Here is a 26,822-nt window from a genome sequence, read left to right as displayed (position 1 = left end):
TATATCTCCTGTTCAAAAGCTTTGAAGCAATGATTTCACAACCAGGTACCACCCATCCACAAGAACGAACAGAAGGATTTTAAATGGCAGAGAAATCATCACGGGAGGAAGCATCATCATCCCCATAGACATCAAAATACTTGCTACAACCATATCAATGACCAAAAAAGGAATGAAAATCATAAATCCAATTTGAAAGGCTGTCTTGATCTCACTTATTGCAAATGCAGGAACAAGTGCAGTCAAAGGGATATCTTCAACTGACTTGGGCTTTTCAAGATTGGCATATTGAAGAAACAGCGCAAGGTCTTTCTGCCTTGTATGTTTGCTCATAAATTCCTTGAGCGGAAGTGAAGCTTTATCATATGCCTCTTCAAGACCTATTTCTTCATTGAATAAAGGTGTCAGCGCCTGCTGATTGATATCAGAAAAAACCGGGGCCATGATAAAAAAAGTTAAAAACAAAGCAATTCCGATCAAGATCTGATTAGGAGGCATCTGCTGAGTGGCAAGCGACGTTCTGACAAATGAAAGCACGATGATGATTCTTGTGAAACATGTCATCAAAATCAGAATGCTTGGAGCGAGAGAAAGGACAGTCAGCAAAAGCAGCAGCTTGACAGATGTGCTTACATTCGCAGCATCGCTTGAGCTGAATATTTCCATAAATTCGTTCATTCTATGCTGTCCTTTCTCTTTATGTCTTTCAGAGCAGATTGCCGGTCTTTTCTCAGTTGAAGAAGCTGATCTTTAAATGAAGCCAAAGGTTTTTCTTCCCGGGAGCCGGATGCCCCGGCCAATCCGGACAGGTTTTTAACCCAATCCGGCTGAACCCTGTGCTGCATAAACTTTTCTTCATGGAGCCGGACAATTTCTTTGCATTCTTCTTCGTCATCTATTTCCTTCAGCAGCTGAACACTGTCTGAAACCCCGACGACAAGAATACTGCCGCCGACTTTCACCAGCTGTACACTCCGGTTCTGCCCCACATTTGTTCCGCCGAGATTCTCTATGTATTTGGATGAAGCGTTCAGCCTGTTTTTTCCTGCTGTAAACTTGATAAGCATATAAATTAAGAAAAGGACAAAACCAGTAGCAAGAATCATTTTAATAAAATCCCATGCTGATACACCGGGAGCAGCCGCGTCATCCGTCTGGGCTTCAGGACCTGAAGGCCGGTCATTTTTCACCCAGTCAGAAACGGTTCCTGATTCCTGGCCGGCGAAAACTTGAACGGGCTCATTTACAAGCAGACAGAGACAGAAGAACAGCAAAAACCATAGCCATTTTGTATTCACGTGCTGGTATTCTCCCTTTAGCTTAATGTTTTATTGATTGCTTCAAGCACCCGGTCTGCCTGGAACGGCTTCACGATAAAATCCTTCGCGCCCGCCTGAATCGCATCAATAACCATCGCCTGCTGGCCCATGGCCGAACACATGATAACCCGCGCATGAGGATTCATTTTTTTAATTTCTTTTAAAGCCGTTATTCCGTCCATCTCGGGCATTGTGATATCCATTGTGACAAGATCAGGATGGTGTTCTTTGTATTTTTCTACTGCCTGCGCCCCGTCAGAAGCCTCTGCAACAACATCAAACCCGTTCTTTGTCAAAATATCTTTGATCATCATTCTCATAAAAGCTGCGTCATCCACAATCATAATTTTATGTGCCATGTTCGTCTCTCCCTAAAAATTACTTTAATCTGTGCAAGCGTTCGGACTGGCTAAGGATATCTGTCACCCTCACTCCGAAGTTTTCCTCGATTACTACAACTTCTCCCTGTGCAACAATTTTATTGTTGATCAGTATATCTACAGGCTCTCCTGCAAGTTTATCAAGTTCAATAATAGACCCTGCGGACAGTTCAAGAATCTCTTTCACTGAACGCTTCGTTCTGCCAAGTTCAACCGTTACTTTAAGCGGAATATCAAGCAGCATATCAAGATTTTTCATGTCGTTTTTAGGAGCAGCCCCCCCGTCAAATGAAGAAAATTCTGCTGGTTTTACTTCCACTGGACTAGGTTTGTACTGGATTTGTTCCTCCTGAACAGGCTTTTGAGCTGGAGCCTGCTGATAAGCCGTATTAGGCATCGTCTCAATTGCTGCTGCCGGTTCTGGGGGATTCATCAGTTCATCTACAAGCCCCTTAGCAAAATGGAGGGGAAGCAGCTGCATGATTTCGGAATCGATCAGAGTTCCTACTTTGATTCTGAATGCAACCTTCAAAAAAGGATCATCCTGGGGAAGCGCTCCAGTCCCTTCTCCGCCTTTTAAATCCAGCAATTCAATGGATGGAGGAGATATATCGACTTTTTTATTAAAAATCGTCGACATAGATGTAGCTGCAGAACCCATCATCTGATTCATAGCTTCCTGCACAGCGCTGATCATGATGTCGTTTAGCTCAGTATCCGTAATTTCACCATTTCCGCCGATCATTAAATCAGCGATGATGGCTGCATCACTCTGTTTAATCACAAGCAAGTTGCTTCCTGTAAAGCCTTCTGTGTAATTCACTTCGATCGCGACATATGGATGCGGAAATTCATCCGCAAGCTTTTGTCTTTGAATGACTGACACTGTCGGTGTTGTGATATCCACTTTTTGCTGAAGAAGAGTCGACAGCGCTGTTGCAGAACTTCCAAACGAAATATTTCCGATTTCGCCAATTGTGTCCTGCTCCATTAATGTAAGGTAATCTTCTATTAAATTGTCAGAATCGTAGTCGCTGCTCCCGCTGCCATTCAGCAGGGCATCGATTTCATCCTGAGATAACATCCCGTTACTCACTTTCTTTTTGCCCCCCTTGGTATTGTCCCAATACTTGCACAGCCGATTTGCGCTTTAATTTTCCGGGTTGCCCGGTGAATTTTGGCTGGTCTCCAATTTTAATGATTAAAGGCTGATCTATTGACGTTTCAAGCTGAATGACATCTCCTGCCGAAATATCCAAAAACTCCTGTACGGTTATCTCTGATTGTCCGAGCTCCGCTGTTACCTCAAGTTCAGCACCATGAATTTTCTTCTCAAGAGCGTTCACTTCAGCTTCTTTTGGCTCTTTCCGCTCGGATTGCATCCAAAAATGAACGCTCAGCCTTGGCATGATCGGCTCAAGAACGACATGAGGTATGCAAATATTTATCATCCCGCTGGTATCGCCAATCTGCGTGTTTAATGAGATAACAACGACAGTTTCATTTGGCGATACCAATTGGAGAAACTGCGGATTAACCTCAAGCTTCATACCCGCTGGTTCAATATCATACACAGAGCCCCAGGCCTCTCTGTAATTATCGAGAGATTTTTCAAACAGGTTTGTCATAATTTTCGTCTCAATCTCAGTCAATGAAGTCGAGTGGCTTATTCCAGTACCATGGCCGCCCATCAACCTGTCCATCATGGCATAGGCGATGTTCCGGTTTACTTCCATTAGGACTCTGCCATTCAGCGGCCTTGCTTCAAATACGTTTAAAACAGTCATCTTTGGGATTGAACGGATAAATTCTTCATAAGGCAGCTGGTCAACGGCTCCGGCGGTAATTTGAACGTACGTGCGGAGCTGAGCGGAAAAATACGTCGTCAAAAGCCTTGCAAAATTTTCATGAATTCTAGTTAAGCTTCTGATTTGGTCTTTTGAAAAGCGCAGCGCTCTTTTAAAATCGTAAACTTTTACTTTCTTTTCCGTTTCTTCTTTTTTCAGTTCATCTGCATCCATCTCTCCAGAAGAGATTGCAGACAGCAGGGCATCTATTTCACTCTGGGACAGTATCTCGCTTGACATCATTCACACCTCCTCTGCACAGAATGTTTGCAAGATTACTGGATAATATAGGAGGTTGTGTATACCTTCTTGATTTCGCCCTTTTGCAGTAATTCATTCACTTGTTTTTGTACCGTCTTTTTAAATGCGTTCATGCCTTCTTTTCCATCGAGTTCTTCAGCTGTTATGCTTGAAAGCTCAGAAATAATGATATCTCTTACTTGAAATTCTCTTTTTTCAAGCTCTTCCTTCGCTTTTTTGCTGTCCGTTTCAAGCTTAAAGGAAAGCCGGACAATATTATCGCTTGAGAGATTGGTCGTGATTTCGGGAAGATCATATGATTGAGCAATGACATCATCAATGGATGGTCCTTTTTCTTTTGCTTCAGCAGTACCCATGAAATTTGTTACGATAACAAGTGCTGTCACCCCTACAAGCGTGATCGACGTAATAATGACAAGCATGATCGTCATTAGTTTTTTATTCATCTTCCTTCACCTCCGCAGAAGCAGCTGCATGCATGATATGAATCTCCCGGTAAAACTTCTTGATTCTCTCTGCAACCTCTGCTTCAGATTCCTTCACTACAAATTTCTTTCCATTTGTCAGTGTGATGGTTGTATCGGGAAAGGACTCTATCTGTTCCATATAAATGGCATTCAGTCTAAACGGTTTGCCGTTTAATCTTGTCAGTAAAATCAAATTATTCGGGGTACAGCCCCCTGCCCCCTAACCTATCGTTTTAAGTTCATCAGTTCCTGAAGTATTTCATCTGAAGTGGTGATCACTTTTGTATTGGACTGGAAACCGCGCTGTGCAACGATCATGTCTGTAAATTCCTCTGCGAGATCTACGTTGGACATTTCCAAAAATCCAGTCATGATTGTTGCTGAACCGTTTTGGCCAGGGATATCAAGTTCAGCTAATTCCCATGTATTATTGCTATTTTTATCGATAGTTCCTGAGTTGCTTGACTCTTTATAAAGATTTCCACCAACTTTTTCAAGCCCTCCGTCGTTCGCAAAATTCGCTACACGTATTTGGCCGCTGACTCGTAATTGACCACCTGAATCAACAAAAGAAACAGTTCCGTCAGGGCCAATATTGAAGCTCTTTGCATCCAAAGGAATTTGAATAAGTCCTGCAGAATTACTTGTACCTGTTCCAAAGCCAGTATTTGTTTTTTGACCTGCTTCACCAATTAAGTAGTATCCGTCTGCAGTAACAAGGTAACCCTGATCATCAAGGTAGAAGTTACCTGCTCTTGTGTAACTTAAATCAACAGCATCTTCAATAGGTCCGGTAATCCTATTTGTAGTAAAATCAACACTTCCCTTAATCGTCCCAACCGCAAAAAATCCGTCACCTGCAAGCGCAAGGTCAAGAGTCCGTCCTGTTGATTGGTTAGCTCCCCCGGTGTGAATCGTATCAATTGAACTAAGTGCCGATCCAAGACCAACCTGCTTAGCGTTCATGCCGCTTGTGTTGGCAGTTGAAGCACTTGCACCTGCCATTTGCTGGCTCATTAGATCTTTGTAAGTCACACGGCCTTTTTTGAATCCGTACGTATTGACGTTTGCGATGTTATTTCCGATCACATCAAGCTTTGTTTGGAAGTTTTTCATTCCGCTTACTCCTGAGTACAATGAACGCAACATATATAATCTCTCCCTGGTTTTTTATCGTTTTGACCTATTTGCACGCTTTAGGAAGCGGATGCTTCCGTTACTTTTGTGACGAAAGCACTTGGCACTTCGTCTCCGTTTTGCATCTCAAGAATAATATCCGGTCCCGATTGTTTAATGGATTTAACAATTCCTGTTTTTGCTTCACCGTCTTCTGTTTTCCAGTCAATCTGCTTCCCGATCATCTCAGAGTATTTCAAGATGCCGTCATTCACCTGAACCTGTATGAAGCTGCTCATTTGTGTATTCAAGTTGGTCATCTGCTCCAGTGATGAAAAGCTTGCCATTTGAGATATAAATTCTTTGTCTTCCATTGGATTTAGAGGATCCTGGTTTTGCAGCTGTGCAATGAGTATTTTCAGGAAATCATCTTTTCCGAGACTTGATTTCCCTCCAGTTCTGACTGCTGCAGTTGAAGAAAGGAAAAGTCCCGAGTCAATCGTATTTTGAGCCATTGTTTATCTCCTTTTATGTAAGCATGTTCAGATGATCTTTAAATGAATCCGGCTCTTCAGGGCGGTCTTTTTCCTCACCCTGTTCTTTTTCCGGCTGCCTTTCGTCTTGATCGCGATCGCGGAACGAGTCTGGCTGCTCCCCGTATATATCAAATCTGTCTACAGCAATTTGAAACGCAGGAAGGGCTGCTTTGAGATGCTGAATGCTATGTTCTACAAGCTCTTTTGCAGAAGAGGTTGAGGTAATAATTTTTGCCGTCGTTTCCCCGTTCAGTCTTTGAAGCTTTACTGTCAGAAGGCCAAGATGCTCAGGTGCAAGTCTGATTGTCATTTGGGAAAATCCGTTTAATGCAAAAGCAGGCTTTGCTCTTTTAAACACCTCGGTGATCTGGGCTGAAAATTCCCGTTTAACCGGCTCGTCCTGATGCTCTTTTAGTTCAGGGGAAGCACTCAGCTTTACCTCTGTAAGTCCAGGTGCAGGCTGATGCACAGTACTGTTCCCGTCCTTGTTGAACAATTGCTGCCATTCATTCTTCATTTCCGTTAAGCCTGGACTGCGCATGTGATTCTCCGTCACATTTACCTCCAATTGTTTGAGGTCTGCCTGAAAATTACCTATGGAATCAGGAGCCTGCGGCCTGGTCCCATTGCTGCCTTCAGCTGCAGTCGGTCTGAAATAGCCTTTACTCAGAAGCTGATGGACAGCCTCCTGTTTTCCCCCGCCTGCTTCTATTTCTTTTTTCAGCGGAAGACGGCCGATGGCAGGCTGTTCTGTATAACTGGCTTTTTGAAGGACTTGAAGGAGTTGATCCCCTTCGAGTTGAGACTGCAGATTTTTCAGTGAAGATATCGTTCTATCCGAGTCTGTCCTTACTGCAGCACTTATCTCTTCAATAAGTCGGGCAAGACCCTGTTCTCCGCCTGCAGAAAAAATACGGTGCAGAGGCTTTAAAATAGCCGTAAGTTTATCAATTGCATTCTTGTTTACAATGGTTCTGTCCGGCTGATTGTTAAGGTTCATGTTCTCAATGATCAGACTGTTTTTTTGTGAAGGTCCTGCTTTCAAAACCTCGTTTATTGCTTGCTTAATGGCAGCTAAGATCTTGTCATTAAAAGTTTCAGCTTCAGATGATTCATCAATTGATGTACCGCCTGCAGAAAATGTTCGAAGTGCTTTACCGCTGAATACGTCCATGATATCCCCTGGGTGGCTGATGCTCTTTATTAATTGAGACTTTAGCTGGTCAACATCCTTATCTCTACCATCAGGTGGAGGAGTGTTAGTCCTGCCTGCAGGAAAACCTCCCTGTTTTTTTAAGTATGCTTCACTGGTGTTTTCAATCTGTTGCACGGTGTGTGCAATGATTGCTTTTTGCGTTTCAATTTGAAATGCATCAATCATTTGAACCTCATGTTTTTTATCAACTTCTGAAGCGGGTTTCGTACTAATTAATCTTTTTGTTATCCCGCCTGTTTCAGCTTGATGTTTTGGAGCATGCCCTCCTGCAAAACCTTCCTTGCTTTCAGGTCCAATGATTTCACCTGCTCCGCTTTGAACCTTTACTGCTGTTTTTTCAGGATAATCAGCCTGCTCAGCCGCAGTTTCTGTTTCTTTTATCAAAAACCTGCCTAACCCGGTTTTAGTCTGTTCAGAAATCGTGTGTTCCGCAGCCGGCGTAAGCGTCTGCAGGCCATTTACAGTTCCTTCTGGCATGACGGCTTCATTTACTGCCAGTTCTTTGATAAGCTCTTTGAATGCATCTGCCAATTCGGGATCCGCGTATTCAGTTTTCTCGTAAAACGAGTCAATTTGTCCGCCTGTCTCAGTACTTCCTGCCGCCCCGGCAGAACCGAGCAGTAAAGATGAAAAAGAAACCTGAACCCCTGAACCCGTCTTGCCGTCAATGTTCATGACCGAAACCGGCCCTGCGGAAAACGTAATTTTCAACCTGCATCCCCCTTGTCTCTTGCAAACTAGGAATCTGAAAGCATATTTGTATATCTAGCGGCGTCTTCCGGACTCATTTTTTCCAAAACAGAAATAACTTGATCATCACCAATAGCTTTTAGAATCTTTATTGCTTCTTCATCAGAAAGCAGCGGAATGATCGCCGCGGCTTTTTTGCTTGTCATTTTATCGTAAAGTTTGGCGATGTCCCGTCCTTTTTCCCCTTCGGCTGCTGCCGCTTTCAGCTGTTCTTCCATGGATCTAATTTCCTGGCTCAGCCGCTGAATCTCTTTCTCTTTTAAGTCCCTGTCATTTTCAAGGGCAGCTATATCCTGCTGCTGTCGTTTTATTTCCGATTTTTGAAGCTCATTTTCTTCCTTGAGTTCCTTTTCTGCAGAAGACTCTGCATGACCGGATGTTTTCTGTTCTGCCGGAATCCCCGGCAGCAGCGCGGCAGTTTCTTTTAGTTTTCCAGTTACGTCAATTCCCGCAACAGTTAAAATGACCGCAATGAAGGTTACCGTAAAAAAGAAAGGGATGATGACAACAAAGAGCAGCCATTGGAACTTTCCAGTTTCTTTTTCATCGTTTTTCACTTTCGCTTTTCACCTAATTCCCCCGCACGGCATAAGACTGGACAGAAAGATCGTCCATCCTCTTGATTTCAGTGTCTTTCACCCAGCGCACATAGACTTCGCGGTGTTTTTCTTTCATTTTTTCATACTTTTTTACTTCTATATTTTTTTCTGTGAGAACTTGCTGCTTTTCATTCATTCTCTCTCTTGCTGCTGCTGTGAGATTCTGATAGTGTGAAATTGTTTTTTCAAGATTTGATACAAACTGCTGAAAGTGCCGGATTTCCTTAACCGGCATGCCCGAATTCAGCTGAAAGAGCGTTTTTTCTTCAAGCACTTCTTTTTTCTTCAGGCATGTATAAAGCTTTTCAGCAGCCTTCTCAAAGTCTGCTACCGATAACTGATAAGCTTCAAGAGACTGATCTTTTTCCATTTCTTTAAGTTCAAGAATTTTTTGAAACCTGTAAGCGTTTTTCACGTGTTATCTCCTATTTCAATCAGTGATTGCAGGTATTCCGCACTTTGTTCAAATGAGATTTTTTCGTGCACATCCTGCTTCAGAAAAGAAAGGATCTTCGGATAATACCTGATCGCTTCGTCAATTTCTCTGCTGGTTCCGCGCTTGTATGCGCCTATGTTAATTAAGTCCTCAGAGTTTAAATAGACAGCAAGCAGATCCCTTAGCTTTGAAGCGTTTTTCTTTTGTTTAGCAGGAACAATCTGGCTCATCACACGGCTGATGCTTTTCAGCACATTGACTGCAGGAAATTGCCCTTTATTTGCAAGATTTCTGTCAAGAACGATGTGGCCGTCAAGAATTCCTCTTACCGTGTCTGAAATCGGCTCATTCAGATCATCCCCGTCAACCAATACAGTATAAAAAGCGGTAATGGAGCCATGTTCATTTGTTCCGGTCCGTTCAAGAAGCTTCGGGAGGACGGCAAAGACACTCGGCGTGTAACCTTTTGTGGTCGGAGGCTCTCCAGCTGCAAGCCCAATTTCCCTTTGCGCCATGGCAACACGGGTGACAGAATCCATCATCAGCATCACATTTAACCCTTTATCTCTAAAATATTCTGCGATTGCAGTAGCTGTATATGAAGCCTTCAGTCTCATCAGGGCAGGCTGATCAGATGTAGCCGCCACAATAATGGACCTTTTGAGTCCTTCTTCACCAAGGTCTTTTTCAATAAATTCACGAACTTCCCGCCCGCGCTCGCCTATGAGGGCAATGACATTCAGGTCTGCTTTTGTGTTTCTTGCAATCATTCCGAGAAGCGTGCTTTTTCCTACACCGCTTCCTGCAAAAATACCGACTCGCTGTCCTTTTCCTACTGTCAATAGACTGTCAATGACTCTGACCCCAACTTCCATCGTCTCATTAATTGGCGGACGGTTCATAGGGTTTGGCGGATTTCGTTCAGCTGATATTGGCGTCAGGCCTTTTGGCAGCGGCGATTGATTAAAGGGAAGACCGAATGCGTCAACTGTCTGGCCGATCAGCCCCATTCCCGCTTTGATCTTCAGAGGCTCGTTTGTTGCTTCAACAAGGCTTCCGGGTGAGATTTGATTCACATGCTCAAACGGCATCAACAGGACATATTCATCTCTGAAACCCACTACTTCTGCAGCTATTTTCATTTCCTTAGAAGCACCCGCATGAATGTAGCAAAGGTCGCCAATTGAGCTTTCCGGACCTTTTGATTCAATCATCAGCCCGATTACCTTGCTTACTTTTCCATATCTTTTAAATGAATCCATTGAATCTATCTTTAGAAGCAAGTCTGCTGCGTTCAAACCGTCAATCCTCCCCAATCAGCTGAAGCATGCTTTTTTTCAGCTGATTCAGCTGTGCATCAACGCCGGCATCCATTGTGCCGGCAGGAGATTCAATTACGCAGCTTCCTTCCTGAAGACTTTCGTCAGGATAAATGAACAGATCAGCCCTGGAAAGCAGCACATCTTCAAGCTCGCTTTTTTGCTTGAGAAGCCGGCTGTAATAAAGAGGGTTAACGAACACTTTTATTTCCGAATGTTCTCTGACTTCATGCAAAGCTTTTTTAACTAATTCGGCAAAGCAGGCAGGATGCTCTTCAAGCTTGATGAATAAGATTTTTTCAGAAAGCTTCACAGCCAGATTAATAATGGTCTCTTCTGATTGGGACACTTTTTCTATGTAATCCTCTTTTGCCTGATCCACAATGGTTTTTGCCTCTGAGAGAAAAGAGCTGTATTGATGCAGGGATTCCTGTCTGCCCGCCTCAAAACCGGCTTGAAACCCTTCCTCTCTTGCCTCTAGTTCTTGCTGTTTTTTTTCACTGATCCATTTTTCCTGCTCGTCTTGCGCCTGCTTTAGAATTCTGTCTGCCTGAACTCTGGCATGTTCCAGCAGTTGATCAGCGTCTGCTTTTGCCTGATGCATGACCATCTCGGGATTTATTTTCTCAGCTGGTGCGGACAGGACCGTTCTTAGAATTATGGCTTTTTTGCCCTGTTCTGCAGCGGCTCGGTCTGATTTAATTAAATTAGACAATGATATCATCCCCCCCCCCGCGGGCAATGACGATTTCTCCAGCATCCTCAAGTCTGCGGATAACAGAGACAATGCGTGATTGTGCTTCTTCTACATCCCGAAGTCTGACTGGACCCATAAACTCCATTTCTTCTTTAAACGTGTCTGCCATTCTCTTGGACATGTTCTTGAACACAATTTCCTTCACTTCTTCGCTTGCGACTTTAAGCGACAGCATCAGATCTTCGTTTTCTACATCTCTGATGACGCGCTGAATTGCCCTGCTGTCGAGTGTGACAATATCCTCAAAAACAAACATCCGTTTTTTGATTTCTTCTGCAAGCTCAGGATCCTTAATTTCAAGAGAATCAAGGATGGTCTTTTCTGTACTGCGGTCAACACCGTTCAGCACTTCAACTACCGCTTCCACTCCGCCTGTCTGCGTATAATCCTGTGTGACAGCAGAAGACAGCTTTCTCTCAAGGACCTGTTCCACTTCATTGATGATTTCCGGTGAGGTCCTGTCCATTTTGGCAATCCTTATTGCAATATCTGCCTGCTGCTGATGCGGCAGACCTGACAGGATCTGTCCTGACTGTACCGGATCAAGGTAGGAAAGTATGAGCGCAATCGTTTGGGGGTGCTCTCCCTGAATAAAATTAAAGATTTGGGCCGGATCAGCTTTTCTCGCAAAATCAAACGGCTTTACCTGCAAGGAAGATGTAAGCCGGTGGATAATGCTTGAAGCCCGCTCTTCTCCAAGCGCTTTTTCAAGAATTTGTTTCGCATATGAGATGCCGCCCTGGGAAATGAATTCCTGCGCCATTGCGATTTGATGGAACTCTTCAATGATTCCTTCTTTATTCTGAGAATCTACATTTCTCACACTCGAAATCTCTAATGTAAGCTTTTCAATTTCTTCTTCAGAAAGATGCTTGTAAACCGATGCGGCTGCGTCAGGACCTAGAGAAATCAGAAGGAGGGCGGCTTTTTGCCTGCCTGTCAGTTTGTTTGCTCGTTTAACCATTTATGAGTAACCTCCTATTCTTCCGTCAGCCATGATCTGAGCAGTTTGGCAAAGTCCTCCGGTTTATCCCGCGCCATTTTTTCAAGCTGCTTTCTTCGGACATCCCCTTCGCTATCAGGTGCATCATTTACATCAGGAAGAATCATTTTCTCCTGATAGAAAATTTCCTCTTCTTCCGGTTCGGCTGGTTCTTTTCTATTTCTTCTAAACAGTAAAACCAGCAGAATCGCAATGACAAGGAGCATTACGCCTCCTGCGATATATAGCCATAACGGGATTGAACGGGCCGTTTCAGCATCGATTGTCTGTTTTCCGGCAAATGGCTGAACAGATACAGAAATCTTTTCCTCTATTTGTTCAGCAGTTAATGGCTCAGCCTGAGGATCCTTGTCGATGGAGGTCCGGACAATTGATCCAAGAAGCTGCTGGATGTCTGCGATGCTTTGTGCAGGCAGAGAGGCTGGGTCATCTGCAGCAGGCGGTTCAACCATGACCTGTATGCCCAGATCCCTGATTCTGTATGGACTTTCTGTAATTTCTCTTTTTACACGATTGACTTCATTATTGATTCGTTCTTCTACTTTTTCATAATCTCCTGAACCTTCGCCCTGAACGGCTTCATATCCTGGAACATCATCTTCTCCCGTCCCGGTTACTCCGCCTGCACCGGCACCCTCTCCGCTGTAGGTTTCTGTAATCCGTTCAACGCTCACGGCCAAACCTTCATTGTTCTCTTCATCAGCTGCTTCGACAAGATTTTCTTCCCGCTTTTCCTGAGTGAAATCAAGATCTGCAGTGACCGAAACCACAACTTTATCCTGGCCCATCATCGTTCCGAGCATTTTCTGAACTTGCCGCTGTATGTCTTTTTCAATCTTCGACTTCAGTTCGTGCTGAGAACTAATGTTTTCTGTAAGCGGCATATTTTCATCACTTTTCAAATCAAAATACTCAAAATTCTGATCCATGATGACGATATTATCAGTGGATAATCCCGGAACACTCTTTGATACTAAATGGTACAAAGCATTCACGTTGGCCTGATCGAGCTGAACTCCAGGCTTTGTATTGAGCACAATAGATGCAGTGGCTGTACCGTTGTCCTCACTGACAAAAACTGATTCTTTCGGAAGATTGATCATGACCTTTGCATCATCAACCCCCTCTATCCCCTTCATCAGGTTCGAAAGCTCTGTCTGAGTCGCCTTCAGTTTTAAAACATCAAATTCATTATCGGTCATCCCAAATCCAATGTTCTGTCCGAAAAAGGAATAATCAATGACCCCGCTGTTTGGTATGCCCTCTGCTGCAAGCTCCACTTTCAGCGTGTCGGTCATTTCGGCAGGCACCATGATGGTCGAGCCATTGTCCGTAATTTTTGATTGTATGCCCTGTGAGTCAAGCGTTTCTTTGATCTGGCCTGTCTCATTGGGTGATAAGTCCCTGTACAGCGGCACAAGCCGCGGATTTGCTGCCATATAGCCTGCAATCACCGCAAAAAGCAGCAAAGCTGCCGCACCGCCAATCATAAAACCTTTTTGCGCTTTTGACCTTTCATTCCAAAATTGTCTGGTTTTCATTCTGAATTCTGTTACTTTTTGATTCATTCGTTGAAATCCCCCGATAAAGACAGCTTGCGTGCAGCAGACCGGCTACATTGCTGGTTATGTATGATTAGATTTGCATTCTCATTGCTTCCTGATAGGCTTCAACAGCTTTGTTTCTGATTTCAATGGCTGTCAGCATGGCCACGCTCGCTTTTTCGGCTGTTATCATGACATCCTGCAGCTGCACATTTTTACCCTCTGCAAGCGCTGCTGTCATTCCGTCTGATTTTACCTGCATCGCATTCACCTGATTGATTGACTGCTTAAGCATTTCGGAAAAGCCGATTTCCTGAGTCTGCTGCAGCTGTGCTGCAGGTGAAGCTGTTTGAAGCGGCTGAAGTGAGGTAATTGCCTGTATCATTTGTTATCCTACTTTCCTAGCTGGAGTGTTTTCATCAGCATCTCTTTGGATGCATTAAAGACTGTGACGTTTGCTTCATATGACCGGGTGCTGCTGATCAGATCAACCATTTCCTTCAGCGGGTCCACATTTGGCATCTGTACATAGCCCTGATCGTTTGCATCTGGATGTTCCGGGTCAAAAACCAGTTTAAACGGGCTTTGATCTTCTCTGATTCCGGAAACTTTAACTCCGTTCAGTGAATCAGGTTTCCCCTGCGCCTGATGAAGATGAGCGAGAAAAGAACTTCCATCCTGCTGTAAAGCAACGGTTTTTCTGCGGTACGGCTGCCATTTCCCGTCGACCAGTTCTGCCCTGGCTGTGTCTATATTAGCCATATTGGATGAAATCACATCCATTCTGAGTCTCTGCGCCGTCAAGGCAGATGCTGTTGTATTGAGCTGACTGAATATACTCATTATCCGTTGCCTCCTTTTATGACGGTTTTAAGAGAATTGAACTTGCTTCCAAGGCGTTCAATAACCGCATTATAGTAGATTTGATTTTCAGCAAGTTCTGACATTTCTCTATCTATGTCGACATTGTTTCCGTTTGCGTGATAGGCAGATCCGTTTTTTTGTATCACATTATAGGCTTCATGACCCCTGCCAAAAGAAAGATGGCGTGCATCTGTCCTGATTGCTTCAAACTTTGTCCGCTCTGAATCAAGTGACTCCTTAAAGCTGATTCCCTTCGCTTTATAACCGGGAGTATCGGTATTGGCTATATTGTGACTGATCATTTTTTGCTGGAGAGCTGTCCGATTGACTGCCTGTTCCAGAGAATGAATCGTTCCAGAAAAAAAATTCATTTTGTCCCCTCACAAAAGACTCATACCTTTCGAATGGTATATTGTCGAATTATGTTAAATGCATACTGCAATTGTAAGAAATAATAGGCTTAAAGTCTATGAAGGTTATGTAAAAAAAGGTCGGATTTTGTATCTATTTTAAAATAGGTTAATTATACCTAGTTAATTAACACTATTTAACAGCGGAGGTTCTTCGTAATAGGATTTTGTTCACATGCAAAATTATAAATTTTTCCAAAACAAAAAAGCACTTCGCTTAGAAGTGCTTTTTTGTAAAGAATTTATTAATTCGTTTTTAATTTTTCAAGTTCAAAGAGGAACTTGTCATTAAGAACTTTAATGTATGTTCCTTTCATTCCAAGGGAACGAGATTCAATAACACCTGCACTTTCAAGTTTGCGCAGTGCATTTACGATAACTGATCTTGTGATGCCGACTCTGTCAGCAATTTTACTTGCAACAAGCAGCCCTTCGGTTCCGTTAAGTTCTTCAAAAATATGTTCAATTGCTTCAAGCTCACTGTATGACAATGAGCTGATTGCCATTTGTACAACTGCTTTGCTTCTTGCTTCGTCCTCGATTTCCTCCGCTTTCTCGCGAAGAATTTCCATTCCGACAACAGTTGCGCCGTATTCGGCAAGGATCAGGTCATCATCTTCAAACTGTTCCTGAAGTCTCGCAAGAATAAGTGTGCCAAGACGCTCTCCTCCGCCAATAATCGGAACAATTGTTGTTAAGCCATTCTTAAACAATTCACGGTTTTCAACAGGGAAAGCAGTGTATTCACTGAAAACATCAAGGTTTGATGATGTTTCGTTGATGTTGAAAAGATTCTTAGTGTATTCTTCAGGGAACTGACGGTCCTCAAGCATTTGGATCATGCGCTCATTTTCAATCTGCTGATTGATGGCAAAGCCTAAAAGTTTGCCGCGGCGGCTGACCACGAAAATGTTTGCTTCAATAACGTCGCTGAGTGTTTCCGACATTTCTTTAAAGTTAACCGGTTTTCCGGCTGCCTTTTGAAGCATCGCGTTGATTTTTCTTGTTTTTTGCAATAAAGCCATTAGTTTGTTCCTCCTGGAAATATGTAATTATAAGATGAATTGACTTAAATCTTTGTTTTTAGCAATTTTGCTCAGTTTATCCTCAACGTATTGAGGGGTTATTGTAATTTTGTCCATTGTGATATCCGGTGCTTCAAATGAAAGATCTTCAAGCAGTCTCTCAAGAATTGTGTGAAGCCTTCTGGCACCAATGTTATCTGTGTCCTGATTCACCTGAAATGCCACTTCTGCAATCTTACGAATAGCATCGTCAGAAAATTCAAGTTGTATACCTTCCGTTTCCAATAATGCTGTGTATTGTTTAAGAAGCGCATTATCTGGTTCTGTCAGAATACGGACGAAATCTTCAACTGTCAGCTTTGTCAGCTCGACGCGGATTGGAAATCTGCCCTGAAGCTCAGGTATAAGGTCAGACGGTTTTGCTATATGAAATGCACCAGCTGCAATGAATAGGACATGATCTGTTTTCACAGAGCCGTATTTCGTCACAACAGTAGAGCCCTCAACGATTGGAAGGATGTCGCGCTGTACACCTTCGCGTGATACATCTGCCGATCCTCCGCCCTGATTCTTTTTGGCAATTTTGTCGATTTCATCGATGAAAATAATGCCCATCTGCTCGGCACGCATCACAGCTTCCTGCGTAACGTCATCCATGTCTATCAGTTTCTGTGCTTCTTCGCCCGTCAGCACTTTTCTTGCTTCACGCACAGTAAGCCTGCGTTTTTTCTTCTTTTTAGGCATAAAGCTGCTTAATGCATCCTGCATATTCATACCCATTTGTTCCATACCCGAACCCTGGAGCATATCAAACATGGACGCATTCTGCTCTTCAACTTCAACCGTCACGTGATGATCTTCAAGCTCTCCAAGTGCAAGCTGGTGAGCCATTTTACGTCTTTTCTCTTCTGTTGACTGCTCTTCAGAAGAATAGTCATCCTGCTCCTGAGTCTGTCCCTGAGCGCCGCCGAAAAGCATTTCCAGAGGGTTCTTATACGAAGTCTGCTTCTTTTTTCCCGGAACAAGAAGCTCGACAAGCCGCTTGTTGGCATTTTCTTCTGCAAGTGCTTTTACTTCATTCATTTTCTCTTCTTTTACGAGTCTCACAGATGTTTCGGCGAGGTCACGGACCATCGATTCGACATCACGCCCCACATATCCGACTTCTGTGAATTTGGTCGCTTCCACTTTAATGAACGGAGCACCTGTAAGTTTGGCAATTCTTCTTGCGATCTCGGTTTTTCCGACACCCGTCGGCCCAATCATCAGAATATTTTTCGGAACAACTTCATCGCGGAGATTTTCAGACAGTCTGCTTCTGCGGTAGCGGTTTCTCAGTGCGACTGCTACAGCTTTCTTAGCGTCCTTTTGTCCAACGATATACTGATCCAGTTTTTCAACCGTTTGTCTTGGCGTTAATTCTTTCATTGATCAGGACTCCCCTCTTTATAGTTCTTCGACTATGATATTCAGGTTTGTATAAACACAGATTTCGCCTGCCATTTGAAGAGCAGCCTGGGCGATTTCTTTTGCTGAAAGTGTTTCCCCGGAGTAGCGTTTGAGCGCTCTTCCTGCTGAGAGGGCATAATTCCCTCCGGAACCGATGGCAAGAATGCCGTCATCAGGCTCAATAACCTCACCTGTACCTGAAATGAGAAGCAGATCTTCCTCATTCATGACAATCAGCATAGCTTCAAGCTTTCTGAGGACTTTATCGCTTCTCCATTCTTTTGCAAGCTCAACAGCTGCACGCTGCAGATTTCCATTGTATTCCTCAAGCTTTCCCTCAAACATTTCAAACAAGGTAAAGGCATCTGCTACTGATCCCGCAAAGCCGGCAATTACCTTGCCGTTAAAAAGCTTTCTTACTTTTTTGGCTGTATGCTTCATAACGACCGCATTTCCAAACGTCACCTGGCCGTCGCCTGCCATTGCACACTTGCCGTTATGCTGAACAGCAAAGATCGTTGTTGCGTGAAATTGAGACATCCTGCCACCTCCAACATCATTTTTATGTACTGCACTTTCCGGCAGCCAGCTTTAAGCGCGCGGATGATGATTCATATAGATCTTGCGCAGATGATCTTTCGACACATGCGTATAAACCTGTGTTGAAGACAGATGCGCATGACCCAAAAGCTCCTGGACACTCCGCATATCGGCTCCCTGATTTAACAGATGCGTGGCAAACGTATGCCTGAACATATGAGGAGTAATCTTCATCGTCAGAGAGGTTTTATGAATCAGCTCGTTCAAAATATGCCTTACGCCGGTTGCCGTGAGCGGTCCGCCCCGCTGGTTGACAAACAGAAGCTCATGGTGCTCTGACTGTTTTCTTTTTTCCATCAGTGTTTTCCTGCCTGAACCTATGTACAATTCTACGGCATCCTGCGCAAAGCTTCCGAATGGAACATACCTCTGTTTGCCGCCTTTTCCATTTACGAGCACAGTGCCGATATGGAGATCAAGGTCAGACAATTTAATCATGCAGAGCTCGCTTACCCGTATACCCGTTCCGTAGAGCATTTCGAGAAGCGCCTGGTTTCTTTGGCCTGCAGGAGCTGAAAGATCTGAATGTTCAAAGAGAAGCTGAAGCTCCTCTTCAAACAGATATTGCGGCAGCCTGTGCTCTTTTTTAGGCAGAGAAACGCTTGAAAACGGATTTTCATCAGTGAGCTTTTCGCGGTTCAGAAATCTGTAAAAGCTTCTGAGAGAAGAAATCTTCCGTGAAATCGTTTTTCTGGCAAAATTTTTTTGATGAAGCTGAGTTAAGTACAATCGTGTATCGGAATATGTAATGAGACGGAGATCAGTTAGTGACTGCTCCTGCATAAAGACAAAAAAATCTTCTATATCGGAAACATAATTCACAATTGTATATTGTGAATAGTTTTTCTCAATCTGTAAATATTCTACGAACAACTTTAAAGAATTCTTAACATTTTCCATGCATAACACCTCACAAGGGCTACTAAATGGTATCACACATTCAGCAGCCCTTGCAAATTATTTCTCTTATTTTTTCGAAATTTTTTGAATTGTTTCTAGCGCTCTGTTTGCATACTTTTCATAGCGCTCTTTCTTGTTGCGGATGCGTTCCGGAAGCTCTGCAAAAATGCCGAAGTTTGCATTCATAGGCTGGAAATTATCCGGATTTGCTGTTGTAATATAGCGCGCCATGCTACCCATTGCTGTTTCATGAGGAAGCACGAGGAGTTCTTCTCCAAGTACGTATTTAGCAGCGTTGATGCCTGCTAAAAGTCCTGATGCGGCGGATTCTACATATCCTTCTACACCTGTCATCTGCCCTGCAAAAAACAGATCCTCCCGCTCTTTATACTGATACGTCGGCTTCAACATTTTTGGGGAGTTGATGAATGTGTTGCGGTGCATAACGCCGTATCTGACAATCTCTGCGTTTTCAAGTCCAGGGATCAACTTAAGCACTTCTTTTTGAGGGCCCCATTTTAAATGTGTCTGAAAACCAACAATATTGTAAAGAGTGCCCGCAGCATCATCCTGTCTAAGCTGAACAACAGCATATGGACGCTTGCCTGTTTTCGGATCTTCAAGGCCCACCGGCTTCATTGGTCCAAAAAGCATCGTTTTTTTTCCGCGCTTTGCCATGACCTCAATCGGCATGCAGCCTTCAAAGAAAATTTCTTTCTCAAATTCTTTCAGCGGAACTGTTTCCGCTTCAATCAATGCATCATAAAAACGGTCAAACTCTTCCTCTGTCATCGGACAGTTAAGGTAGGCTGCCTCTCCTTTGTCATACCGTGATTTCAGGTAGACTTTGTCCATATCGATGCTGTCTTTTTCAAGAATTGGAGCTGCTGCATCGTAGAAATAGAGGTATTCTTCGCCTGTAAGCTGCTTCAGCTGCTCAGAAAGTGCTTTTGATGTCAGCGGCCCTGTTGCAATGATTGTAGGACCTTCAGGGATTTCTGTTACTTCATCCGTAATAACTGTAACGTTCGGGTGTCCTTTAACCCTCTCTGTTACAAGTCCGGCAAATTCATGTCTGTCTACAGCAAGAGCGCCACCTGCAGGCACTGCGCAGTCGTCGGCAGATTTAATAATCACAGAATCAAACATTCTCATTTCTTCTTTAAGTACACCGACTGCATTTGTCAGCCCGTTTGCCCGCAGTGAATTGCTGCAGACAAGCTCGGCGAATTTATCTGTATGATGGGCAGGCGTCTGCTTCACAGGTCTCATTTCGTATAGGTTGACGGAAATTCCGCGGCTCGCAAGCTGCCAGGCCGCTTCACTTCCGGCAAGGCCTGCTCCAATGACATTTACTGTTTTTTCATTCATGTTGAACCCTCCAGCTTTAAGCAAATAAAGAAGGTGAGCAGGATCACTCACCTTTACTTTTGCTGCTCTTCTTTATAATCACAATGCACACATTGTACTTGTATGCCTTTTTTGAGTTTTTTCTCAACTAGCATATTATCACACTTTGGACACGATCTTGCAATCGGTTTATCCCATGAAAGGAAATCACATTCAGGAAACTGGTCGCAGCCGTAGAAAATACGGCGTTTCTTCGACTTTCTTTCCACAATGTTTCCTTTTTCGCATTTCGGACACGGAACACCGATTTCTTTAACAATCGGCTTTGTGTTCCGGCAATCCGGGAAATTCGAACACGCCATGAACTTTCCGTAACGGCCCATTTTGAAGACCATTGGGCTGCCGCATTCCTCACAGTCAATTCCTGCTGGCTCATCCTTTATTTCGATTTCTTCCATTTCATTTTCTGCCACTTCAATCCGTTTGGCAAAGTCTTTATAAAAATCGTCGATAATGTTGACCCATTGCACCTGGCCGTCTTCTATTTCATCCAGGCTGTTCTCCATTTTGGCGGTAAACTCGACATTAATGATTTCAGGGAAGAACTCCATAATCAGTTCAAGCACAATTTCACCGAGCTCTGTCGGTATAAACCGTTTGTTATCCAGCGCTACATATCCGCGCTTTTGAATGGTATCAAGCGTCGGCGCATAGGTTGACGGACGTCCTATTCCCAGTTCTTCAAGCGTTTTAACAAGCCGGGCTTCTGTGTACCTTGGAGGCGGCTGAGTGAAATGCTGAGCCGGTTCGATATCTTTTGAATAAACCGTATCTCCTGTTTGAAGATCAGGAAGCATGCGGTCTTTCTCTTCGACGCCGTCATCATTTCCTTCAACATACACCTTCATGAATCCTGGAAACTTCACTTTGCTTCCGTTTGCTCTGAACGTCACGTCATTATTTGTAAGATCCACGCTCATCGTATCGAGAACAGCCGGTGCCATCTGGCTTGAAACAAAGCGCTCCCAAATGAGTTTGTATAACCGGAGCTGATCGCGGCTTAAATATTCTTTAAGTGAAGCAGGATCTTTAAGCGTTGAAGTCGGTCGAATCGCTTCATGTGCATCCTGCGTGTTTGCCTTTTTCTTTGCGGCTTTTTTAGCAGGATTGTTGTACTCAGGACCGTACTTCTGCTCAATATACGACATGGCTTCCTGCTGGGCTGTTTCAGATATGCGGGTTGAATCTGTACGCATATATGTAATCAGACCGACTGTCCCTTCTTTTCCAAGGTCCATTCCTTCATAAAGCTGCTGGGCGATCATCATTGTCTTCTTAGCTCTGAAATTCAGTTTGCGGGCTGCTTCCTGCTGAAGAGTGGAAGTTGTAAACGGTACCGCAGGATTGCGCTTTCTTTCCTTCTTTGTCACATTTGTAACGGAGAATTCGTTGCCGTTTAATTTTTTCTGAATTTCTTTCACATCATCTTCTGTATTCAGCTCTGTCTTCTTACCGTTTATTCCGTAAAAAGCTCCCTCGAACTCGTCTTTCCCTTTGAGGAAATGGCTGCCGATTGTCCAGTACTCTTCCGGAATAAATGCTTTGATTTCTTTTTCGCGGTCTATGATCAGGCGGACTGCAACAGATTGAACTCTTCCTGCGCTCAGTCCTTTTTTCACTTTCTTCCAAAGAATCGGACTGATTTTATAACCGACAAGGCGGTCAAGTATCCTTCTTGCCTGCTGTGCATCCACAAGATCCATGTTAATTGGACGGGGATGCTTAAAAGATTCCTTGATGGCATCTTTTGTAATTTCATTAAAGACAACCCTGCAGTCTGAAAGAACATCTACATCCAGACTGTGTGCGAGGTGCCATGCAATGGCTTCCCCTTCACGGTCGGGGTCAGCTGCGAGATAGACTTTTTTTGCTTTTTTCGCTGCTGTTTTAAGTTCTTTTAAAACCGGTCCTTTACCCCTTATCGTAATGTACTTCGGTTCGAAATTCCCTTCAGTGTCAACGCCAATCTGACTTCTCGGCAGATCGCGGACATGCCCCATTGAAGCCTTCACCTTATATTTTTTCCCTAAATATCGTTCGATTGTCTTCGCTTTTGCAGGCGATTCAACAATCACTAAAAAATCCGACATACATCATCCTCCTAAAAGAGGTATTCTCTCTCTTTATTTTCAAGTTTCATCATCAAGTTCTTTTCCACTAGTGTCATTTTATATGTTCAAGGGACGATTCTGCCCAAAAGAGCCTGCGCTTATACCGGCAATAATCAAAATCTTGCTTAAACAGGTTAAATCTCCACTATTATTAAATATAGTGATGCGGTTTGTCAAACAGTATTTGGATTGATGGCTTAATTTTCAGCCCATACAACCTGGACGGAGAGGTCATTCAGGACATCCAGTCCGTCTTCTGCCAGGTACGCTCCCTGCTTAATCAGCTGATTGGCGCCTGCAGATGCTGCATCAAAAATGGATCCAGGCACAGCAAACACCTGCCTGCCCTGGTCGAGTGCGGTGCTTGCTGTAATCAGTGATCCGCTTTTTGATTTCGCCTGAATCACAACGGTTCCAAGACTCAGCCCGCTGATAATGCGGTTGCGCATCGGAAAGTGCCATTTTTGCGGTTTGGTGTCTGGAGGATGCTCTGAGAGAACTAATTGATGTTCAGTCATCTCGTTGAAAAGAGGCAGATTTTCTTTCGGATAAAAATGATGAAGTCCCCCTCCGATTACACCTATCGTTGGAGCCTGTCTTTCGATTGCTCTCTGGTGGGCCAGAGCATCTATCCCTTTTGCCAGGCCGCTGACGACAGTCCAGCCTGCAGATATAAGGGGATCTGTCACACGTTTTAAAGAATGGGTGCCGTAATTTGTGGGGTTTCTTGTTCCGACAATGCTGATCATTTTTCCGGAAGAAAGCAGGGCTGTGTTGCCTTTGCAGAAGAGAACGGGAGGGGGATCGTGGATTTCCTTCAAAAGCTGCGGGTAGTTTTCATGGCAAAGTGATATGACTTTAATATCACTCGCTTTTAAGCGTGAGATGGCGGCATCCCAATCAAATGAATAGAAGTCAGTGAGAAAATGGGGCATAAGGGCATCTGACAGCCTGAAAGCCCGCTGCAGCTCACTGCTGTTTAGAGAGTAGACGGATATAGGAGGGTCAAGTTTCAGCCACTTCAGCAGCGCCGCATGGGTGATGCCTCTGCAATGGGATAAATGGAGAAGTTCTTTCTCTTTTATGTGCATTTTAGTTCCCTTTCTACTATTATATATAGTTTTAATTATAAGTGTTTTTGTCATGATTTGACGAATGGAGGAATGGGAGGAGCAACGGGGGTACATGGTAAAGAAGGGAACAGCGTGAACGCCGTTCCCGATAGATTTATTAATGTGTTTTGCACTTTTCAAGCAGGTTGTTTTCTTTAAGTGCTTCAATAAGTGTTTCACCCATAACGGATGGAGTATCAGCAACTTTGATGCCGCACTCATTCATCGTTTTGATTTTCTCAGCGGCTGTGCCTTTTCCGCCCGAAATGATGGCTCCGGCATGCCCCATGCGTTTGCCGGGAGGTGCAGTTTGTCCGCCGATAAAGCCCACTACAGGCTTTGTCATGTTTTCTTTGATCCAGAGAGCAGCTTCTTCTTCTGCTGTTCCGCCGATTTCGCCAATCATAATCACAGCATATGTGTCTTCATCTTCATTGAATGCCTTTAAAACATCGATGAAGTTTGTGCCGTTTACCGGGTCTCCGCCGATGCCTACCGCTGTAGACTGGCCGATTCCTGCCTGTGTAAGCTGATGTACTGCTTCATACGTTAATGTTCCTGAACGGGATACAACGCCAACGTGGCCTTTCGTATGAATGTAGCCTGGCATAATGCCGATTTTACACTCATCAGGCGTAATAACGCCAGGGCAGTTCGGGCCGACAAGACGGGTTTTCTTTCCTTCCATGTAACGTTTTACTTTTACCATGTCAAGAACCGGAATATGCTCAGTGATGCAGATAGCAAGATCAAGTTCAGCATCAACCGCCTCCATGATGGCATCTGCAGCAAACGGTGCCGGCACGTAGATAACAGAAGCTGTTGCGCCTGTTGCTTTTACCGCATCTTCCACTGTGTTAAAAACAGGAACTCCTTCAGCTTCCGTATTGCCTTTTCCAGGTGTAACCCCGCCTACAATATTCGTGCCGTATTCAAGCATTTGCTTTGTATGAAATAATGCCGTAGATCCTGTAATCCCCTGTACAATTACCTTAGTATCTTTGTTAATAAATACGCTCATTTCAGTCCCCCGCCTTTCTTACCCTACTAAAGATACGATTTTTTGTGCGCCGTCTGCCATAGATTCAGCAGAAGTGATATTCAAACCGGATTCGTTCAAGATTTGCTTGCCGATCTCTACATTTGTTCCTTCCAAACGGACAACCAGCGGAATTTGCAGGCCGACCTGTTTCGTCGCTTCAACTACACCCTGTGCAATGATGTCGCATTTCATAATTCCGCCGAAAATGTTGACGAAAATTCCTTTTACATTTTGATCGGAAAGGATGATTTTAAATGCTTCCGTTACTTTTTCAGCTGTCGCGCCGCCCCCGACATCCAGGAAGTTCGCCGGTTCGCCGCCGTAATATTTAATAATATCCATTGTTGCCATAGCAAGGCCGGCGCCGTTTACCATACAGCCGATATTTCCATCAAGGGAAATATAGCTCAGGTCATATTTGGATGCTTCGATTTCTTTTGCATCTTCTTCGTCAAGATCGCGGTATTCAAGGATATCTTTTCTGCGGTAAAGAGCATTTGAGTCAAAGTTCAATTTTGCATCAAGCGCCATTACTTTGCCGTCCCCTGTTACAACAAGCGGATTGATTTCAGCAATAGAGCAGTCTTTTTCAACAAATGCATTGTACAGGCTCATCATAAATTTAACAGCCTGTCCGACTAATTCTTTTTGAATATTAATATTAAAAGCGATTCTGCGGGCCTGGTATGCCTGCAGTCCTACAGCAGGATCAATCACTTCTTTGAAAATTTTCTCAGGAGTTGCTTCTGCCACTTCCTCGATTTCTGTGCCGCCTTCTTCAGATGCCATCAGGACAACGCGAGATGTAGCGCGGTCAAGAACAAGGCCGATATAATATTCTTTCTTAATATCGCAGCCCTCTTCGATAAGTAAGCGTTTTACTTCTTTGCCTTCAGGACCTGTCTGGTGTGTCACCAGTGTTTTACCGAGAATTTCTTTCGCATAAGTTTCTACTTCGCCAATATTCTTTGCAACTTTTACCCCGCCTGCTTTTCCGCGGCCGCCTGCATGAATCTGTGCTTTAACTACTGTTACGTCTGTACCCAGTTCTTTTGCTGCTTCTACAGCTTCTTCAACTGTAAAGGCCACTTTGCCGTTTGGTACTGCTACTCCATATTTTCTAAGGATTTCTTTTCCTTGATACTCATGGATATTCATTTCCCATCCTCCTAACTTATGTACGAAAAAAATAGACTGCGCTTTCATTTTATAAAATAGTTGATTCCTTGTCTACTATTCTGCAGAAATTCGTCGAATCCTTCATTTTTTTCTGATTTTTTCTCTAAAATTATTTTTCTAGTAATATAAAATTTTGTGATCAATCGGCAAAGTCCGTCCCCTTATTCCATGCGGGCAGGCCGGACTTTGTCCTTTCAGCTGACCGTTTCTTCTGCAGCCATCTCTTTCACAGGAGAAAAACTTCTTCTGTGGCATTCTGTCACGCCGAACAAATTCAAAGCTTCAAGGTGCTGCTTTGTTCCATACCCCATATTCTGTTCAAATCCATATTGCGGATACTCGGCAGCAAGCTGCATCATCATCCTGTCCCTGGTTACTTTCGCAAGGACAGATGCCGCTGCAATGCTCACACTGCGTGCATCTCCCTTAATTAGCGATTCCTGGGGAATGGGAAGGGAAAGCTCCATCGCATCAATGAGAAGGTACTCAGGGGCCACTGGGAGCCCTTTCACAGCCTGCACCATTGCCTCCTTTGTTGCCTGGTAGATATTCAGCCTGTCGATGTCAGCCGGTGATACAATTCCGATTCCGAAAGCAATCGCTTCCTTTATGATGAATTCGTAGAAGGATTCTCTTTTGGCAGCCGTCAGTTTTTTTGAATCTGTCAGGCCGGGAAGGTAAAAGGATTCCGGGAGGATCACCGCAGCTGCGACAACCGGTCCTGCCAGAGGTCCTCTGCCTACTTCATCGATCCCGCAAAGAAGGTGATAGCCCTCTCCTCTTGCTTTCTTCTCGAAAATCGTCATCTCTTCAAACTTCTGCTTTTTTTCAAGCTGCTGTTCATAGTCTCTCGTCCACTTGTCAGCAAGCTTTATTACGCTTTTCCGCTCATCGTTTCTGCACTGAAGCAAAAACGGATCAACAGGGCTGCTTATTGCAGCAAGCTTTAAGCGGATTTCTTCCGTTGTCAGCTTTTTCATGGTTTCACTGCCATTTCTCTATGTATTCTTAAATTGAATGATTGTTGTTGCAAGTTTTGCTCTGATACCCGTTCCCTTGCGCTCCAGTCACTTGCTTTCCGCGGGGAGCCCCGGGAGCCTCCTGATATGAACGAAACTGTCAAGGTTCCTCCCGCACACCGTTTTTTGAACGTCTTTAATAAGAGAAGCG

The 26,822-nt window shown here is 44.0% G+C and carries 29 protein-coding genes; all 29 read right to left on the bottom strand.

Annotated features, from left to right (window positions below; translation table 11 throughout):
• Positions 1-12: 12 nt before the first annotated feature.
• The 29 genes from fliP to rnhB all read right to left on the bottom strand — a co-directional run bounded on the left by fliP (position 13) and on the right by rnhB (position 26,632).
• Positions 13-678 (bottom strand): flagellar type III secretion system pore protein FliP, encoded by a 666-nt coding sequence (fliP, locus tag ACTSEZ_RS05050; protein WP_369733118.1) that lies wholly within the window; start codon positions 676-678, stop codon positions 13-15.
• Positions 675-1,298, bottom strand: a complete 624-nt coding sequence (locus ACTSEZ_RS05045) for a flagellar biosynthetic protein FliO (RefSeq protein WP_369733117.1) — start codon at positions 1,296-1,298, stop codon at positions 675-677. Before ACTSEZ_RS05045 ends, fliP begins: the two co-directional genes overlap by 4 nt.
• A 17-nt stretch (positions 1,299-1,315) precedes the next feature.
• On the bottom strand, positions 1,316-1,678 hold the full coding sequence (cheY, locus tag ACTSEZ_RS05040) for a chemotaxis protein CheY (RefSeq protein WP_369733116.1): 363 nt from the start codon (positions 1,676-1,678) through the stop codon (positions 1,316-1,318).
• Between the two features lie 19 nt (positions 1,679-1,697).
• The gene (fliY, locus tag ACTSEZ_RS05035; RefSeq protein ID WP_369733115.1) at positions 1,698-2,795 is read right to left on the bottom strand and encodes a flagellar motor switch phosphatase FliY; all 1,098 of its coding nucleotides are present in this window, start codon (positions 2,793-2,795) and stop codon (positions 1,698-1,700) included.
• Positions 2,788-3,786: a flagellar motor switch protein FliM gene (gene fliM / locus ACTSEZ_RS05030; protein ID WP_369733114.1), complete on the bottom strand. Its 999-nt coding sequence runs from the start codon at positions 3,784-3,786 to the stop codon at positions 2,788-2,790. The genes fliY and fliM overlap by 8 nt, the downstream gene beginning before the upstream one ends.
• Before the next feature lie 35 nt (positions 3,787-3,821).
• The gene (gene fliL / locus ACTSEZ_RS05025; RefSeq protein WP_029281318.1) at positions 3,822-4,253 is read right to left on the bottom strand and encodes a flagellar basal body-associated protein FliL; all 432 of its coding nucleotides are present in this window, start codon (positions 4,251-4,253) and stop codon (positions 3,822-3,824) included.
• Positions 4,246-4,467 (bottom strand): flagellar FlbD family protein, encoded by a 222-nt coding sequence (locus ACTSEZ_RS05020; protein WP_369733113.1) that lies wholly within the window; start codon positions 4,465-4,467, stop codon positions 4,246-4,248. Before ACTSEZ_RS05020 ends, fliL begins: the two co-directional genes overlap by 8 nt.
• Before the next feature lie 32 nt (positions 4,468-4,499).
• Complete coding sequence (gene flgG / locus ACTSEZ_RS05015) at positions 4,500-5,423, bottom strand: flagellar basal body rod protein FlgG (RefSeq protein WP_369733112.1); 924 nt, start codon at positions 5,421-5,423, stop codon at positions 4,500-4,502.
• Positions 5,424-5,470: 47 nt separating this feature from the next.
• On the bottom strand, positions 5,471-5,905 hold the full coding sequence (flgD, locus tag ACTSEZ_RS05010; protein WP_029565606.1) for a flagellar hook assembly protein FlgD: 435 nt from the start codon (positions 5,903-5,905) through the stop codon (positions 5,471-5,473).
• A 13-nt stretch (positions 5,906-5,918) separates the two neighbouring features.
• Entirely contained in the window at positions 5,919-7,853 is a 1,935-nt protein-coding gene (locus ACTSEZ_RS05005; RefSeq protein WP_369733111.1) for a flagellar hook-length control protein FliK, read from the bottom strand.
• Positions 7,854-7,879: 26 nt separating this feature from the next.
• On the bottom strand, positions 7,880-8,449 hold the full coding sequence (locus ACTSEZ_RS05000) for a MotE family protein (protein WP_369733110.1): 570 nt from the start codon (positions 8,447-8,449) through the stop codon (positions 7,880-7,882).
• A 13-nt stretch (positions 8,450-8,462) separates the two neighbouring features.
• Complete coding sequence (fliJ, locus tag ACTSEZ_RS04995; RefSeq protein ID WP_369733109.1) at positions 8,463-8,906, bottom strand: flagellar export protein FliJ; 444 nt, start codon at positions 8,904-8,906, stop codon at positions 8,463-8,465.
• Positions 8,903-10,225 (bottom strand): flagellar protein export ATPase FliI, encoded by a 1,323-nt coding sequence (gene fliI / locus ACTSEZ_RS04990; RefSeq protein WP_369733108.1) that lies wholly within the window; start codon positions 10,223-10,225, stop codon positions 8,903-8,905. Before fliI ends, fliJ begins: the two co-directional genes overlap by 4 nt.
• A gap of 4 nt (positions 10,226-10,229) precedes the next feature.
• On the bottom strand, positions 10,230-10,961 hold the full coding sequence (gene fliH, locus ACTSEZ_RS04985; RefSeq protein WP_369733107.1) for a flagellar assembly protein FliH: 732 nt from the start codon (positions 10,959-10,961) through the stop codon (positions 10,230-10,232).
• Entirely contained in the window at positions 10,954-11,967 is a 1,014-nt protein-coding gene (fliG, locus tag ACTSEZ_RS04980; protein WP_369733106.1) for a flagellar motor switch protein FliG, read from the bottom strand. Before fliG ends, fliH begins: the two co-directional genes overlap by 8 nt.
• A gap of 14 nt (positions 11,968-11,981) precedes the next feature.
• The gene (gene fliF / locus ACTSEZ_RS04975) at positions 11,982-13,574 is read right to left on the bottom strand and encodes a flagellar basal-body MS-ring/collar protein FliF (RefSeq protein WP_369733105.1); all 1,593 of its coding nucleotides are present in this window, start codon (positions 13,572-13,574) and stop codon (positions 11,982-11,984) included.
• A 67-nt stretch (positions 13,575-13,641) separates the two neighbouring features.
• Positions 13,642-13,935, bottom strand: coding sequence for a flagellar hook-basal body complex protein FliE (fliE, locus tag ACTSEZ_RS04970; RefSeq protein ID WP_369733104.1), 294 nt, complete (start codon positions 13,933-13,935; stop codon positions 13,642-13,644).
• A gap of 8 nt (positions 13,936-13,943) precedes the next feature.
• Positions 13,944-14,393 (bottom strand): flagellar basal body rod protein FlgC, encoded by a 450-nt coding sequence (gene flgC, locus ACTSEZ_RS04965; protein ID WP_369733103.1) that lies wholly within the window; start codon positions 14,391-14,393, stop codon positions 13,944-13,946.
• On the bottom strand, positions 14,393-14,785 hold the full coding sequence (gene flgB / locus ACTSEZ_RS04960; protein WP_369733102.1) for a flagellar basal body rod protein FlgB: 393 nt from the start codon (positions 14,783-14,785) through the stop codon (positions 14,393-14,395). Before flgB ends, flgC begins: the two co-directional genes overlap by 1 nt.
• A 284-nt stretch (positions 14,786-15,069) precedes the next feature.
• Entirely contained in the window at positions 15,070-15,849 is a 780-nt protein-coding gene (codY, locus tag ACTSEZ_RS04955) for a GTP-sensing pleiotropic transcriptional regulator CodY (protein ID WP_369733101.1), read from the bottom strand.
• Between the two features lie 27 nt (positions 15,850-15,876).
• Complete coding sequence (gene hslU / locus ACTSEZ_RS04950) at positions 15,877-17,277, bottom strand: ATP-dependent protease ATPase subunit HslU (protein ID WP_369733100.1); 1,401 nt, start codon at positions 17,275-17,277, stop codon at positions 15,877-15,879.
• Positions 17,278-17,295: 18 nt separating this feature from the next.
• A complete protein-coding gene (gene hslV / locus ACTSEZ_RS04945; protein ID WP_369733099.1) occupies positions 17,296-17,838 on the bottom strand; it encodes an ATP-dependent protease subunit HslV in 543 nt (180 codons plus the stop codon).
• Positions 17,839-17,889: 51 nt separating this feature from the next.
• Positions 17,890-18,798 (bottom strand): tyrosine recombinase XerC, encoded by a 909-nt coding sequence (gene xerC / locus ACTSEZ_RS04940; RefSeq protein WP_369733098.1) that lies wholly within the window; start codon positions 18,796-18,798, stop codon positions 17,890-17,892.
• 66 nt (positions 18,799-18,864) lie between these two features.
• Positions 18,865-20,169, bottom strand: a complete 1,305-nt coding sequence (gene trmFO / locus ACTSEZ_RS04935) for an FADH(2)-oxidizing methylenetetrahydrofolate--tRNA-(uracil(54)-C(5))-methyltransferase TrmFO (RefSeq protein WP_369733097.1) — start codon at positions 20,167-20,169, stop codon at positions 18,865-18,867.
• A gap of 53 nt (positions 20,170-20,222) precedes the next feature.
• Positions 20,223-22,298, bottom strand: a complete 2,076-nt coding sequence (gene topA, locus ACTSEZ_RS04930; protein WP_369733096.1) for a type I DNA topoisomerase — start codon at positions 22,296-22,298, stop codon at positions 20,223-20,225.
• Between the two features lie 218 nt (positions 22,299-22,516).
• Complete coding sequence (gene dprA / locus ACTSEZ_RS04925; protein WP_369733095.1) at positions 22,517-23,410, bottom strand: DNA-processing protein DprA; 894 nt, start codon at positions 23,408-23,410, stop codon at positions 22,517-22,519.
• A 139-nt stretch (positions 23,411-23,549) separates the two neighbouring features.
• Positions 23,550-24,452: a succinate--CoA ligase subunit alpha gene (gene sucD, locus ACTSEZ_RS04920; protein WP_029281365.1), complete on the bottom strand. Its 903-nt coding sequence runs from the start codon at positions 24,450-24,452 to the stop codon at positions 23,550-23,552.
• 18 nt (positions 24,453-24,470) lie between these two features.
• Positions 24,471-25,631, bottom strand: coding sequence for an ADP-forming succinate--CoA ligase subunit beta (gene sucC / locus ACTSEZ_RS04915; protein ID WP_369733094.1), 1,161 nt, complete (start codon positions 25,629-25,631; stop codon positions 24,471-24,473).
• A 215-nt stretch (positions 25,632-25,846) separates the two neighbouring features.
• Complete coding sequence (gene rnhB, locus ACTSEZ_RS04910; protein ID WP_369733093.1) at positions 25,847-26,632, bottom strand: ribonuclease HII; 786 nt, start codon at positions 26,630-26,632, stop codon at positions 25,847-25,849.
• Between the last annotated feature and the right edge of the window lie 190 nt (positions 26,633-26,822).

The sequence above is a fragment of the Metabacillus mesotrionivorans genome (assembly GCF_052171315.1).
Lineage (GTDB): Bacteria > Bacillota > Bacilli > Bacillales > Bacillaceae > Bacillus_P.
Note: the sequence above shows the minus strand (reverse complement) of the source record. Positions and strands in the feature narration are given on the sequence as shown.

Coding starts and splice junctions, on each gene's coding strand:
- fliP (WP_369733118.1), bottom strand. CDS start 678: ATGAACGAATTTATGGAAATATTCAGCTCAAGCGATGCTGCGAATGTA.
- cheY (WP_369733116.1), bottom strand. CDS start 1,678: ATGGCACATAAAATTATGATTGTGGATGACGCAGCTTTTATGAGAATG.
- fliM (WP_369733114.1), bottom strand. CDS start 3,786: ATGTCAAGCGAGATACTGTCCCAGAGTGAAATAGATGCCCTGCTGTCT.
- fliL (WP_029281318.1), bottom strand. CDS start 4,253: ATGAATAAAAAACTAATGACGATCATGCTTGTCATTATTACGTCGATC.
- flgG (WP_369733112.1), bottom strand. CDS start 5,423: ATGTTGCGTTCATTGTACTCAGGAGTAAGCGGAATGAAAAACTTCCAA.
- flgD (WP_029565606.1), bottom strand. CDS start 5,905: ATGGCTCAAAATACGATTGACTCGGGACTTTTCCTTTCTTCAACTGCA.
- fliG (WP_369733106.1), bottom strand. CDS start 11,967: ATGGTTAAACGAGCAAACAAACTGACAGGCAGGCAAAAAGCCGCCCTC.
- fliF (WP_369733105.1), bottom strand. CDS start 13,574: ATGAATCAAAAAGTAACAGAATTCAGAATGAAAACCAGACAATTTTGG.
- fliE (WP_369733104.1), bottom strand. CDS start 13,935: ATGATACAGGCAATTACCTCACTTCAGCCGCTTCAAACAGCTTCACCT.
- flgC (WP_369733103.1), bottom strand. CDS start 14,393: ATGAGTATATTCAGTCAGCTCAATACAACAGCATCTGCCTTGACGGCG.
- flgB (WP_369733102.1), bottom strand. CDS start 14,785: ATGAATTTTTTTTCTGGAACGATTCATTCTCTGGAACAGGCAGTCAAT.
- codY (WP_369733101.1), bottom strand. CDS start 15,849: ATGGCTTTATTGCAAAAAACAAGAAAAATCAACGCGATGCTTCAAAAG.
- hslU (WP_369733100.1), bottom strand. CDS start 17,277: ATGAAAGAATTAACGCCAAGACAAACGGTTGAAAAACTGGATCAGTAT.
- hslV (WP_369733099.1), bottom strand. CDS start 17,838: ATGTCTCAATTTCACGCAACAACGATCTTTGCTGTTCAGCATAACGGC.
- xerC (WP_369733098.1), bottom strand. CDS start 18,798: ATGGAAAATGTTAAGAATTCTTTAAAGTTGTTCGTAGAATATTTACAG.
- trmFO (WP_369733097.1), bottom strand. CDS start 20,169: ATGAATGAAAAAACAGTAAATGTCATTGGAGCAGGCCTTGCCGGAAGT.
- topA (WP_369733096.1), bottom strand. CDS start 22,298: ATGTCGGATTTTTTAGTGATTGTTGAATCGCCTGCAAAAGCGAAGACA.
- dprA (WP_369733095.1), bottom strand. CDS start 23,410: ATGCACATAAAAGAGAAAGAACTTCTCCATTTATCCCATTGCAGAGGC.
- sucD (WP_029281365.1), bottom strand. CDS start 24,452: ATGAGCGTATTTATTAACAAAGATACTAAGGTAATTGTACAGGGGATT.
- sucC (WP_369733094.1), bottom strand. CDS start 25,631: ATGAATATCCATGAGTATCAAGGAAAAGAAATCCTTAGAAAATATGGA.
- rnhB (WP_369733093.1), bottom strand. CDS start 26,632: ATGAAAAAGCTGACAACGGAAGAAATCCGCTTAAAGCTTGCTGCAATA.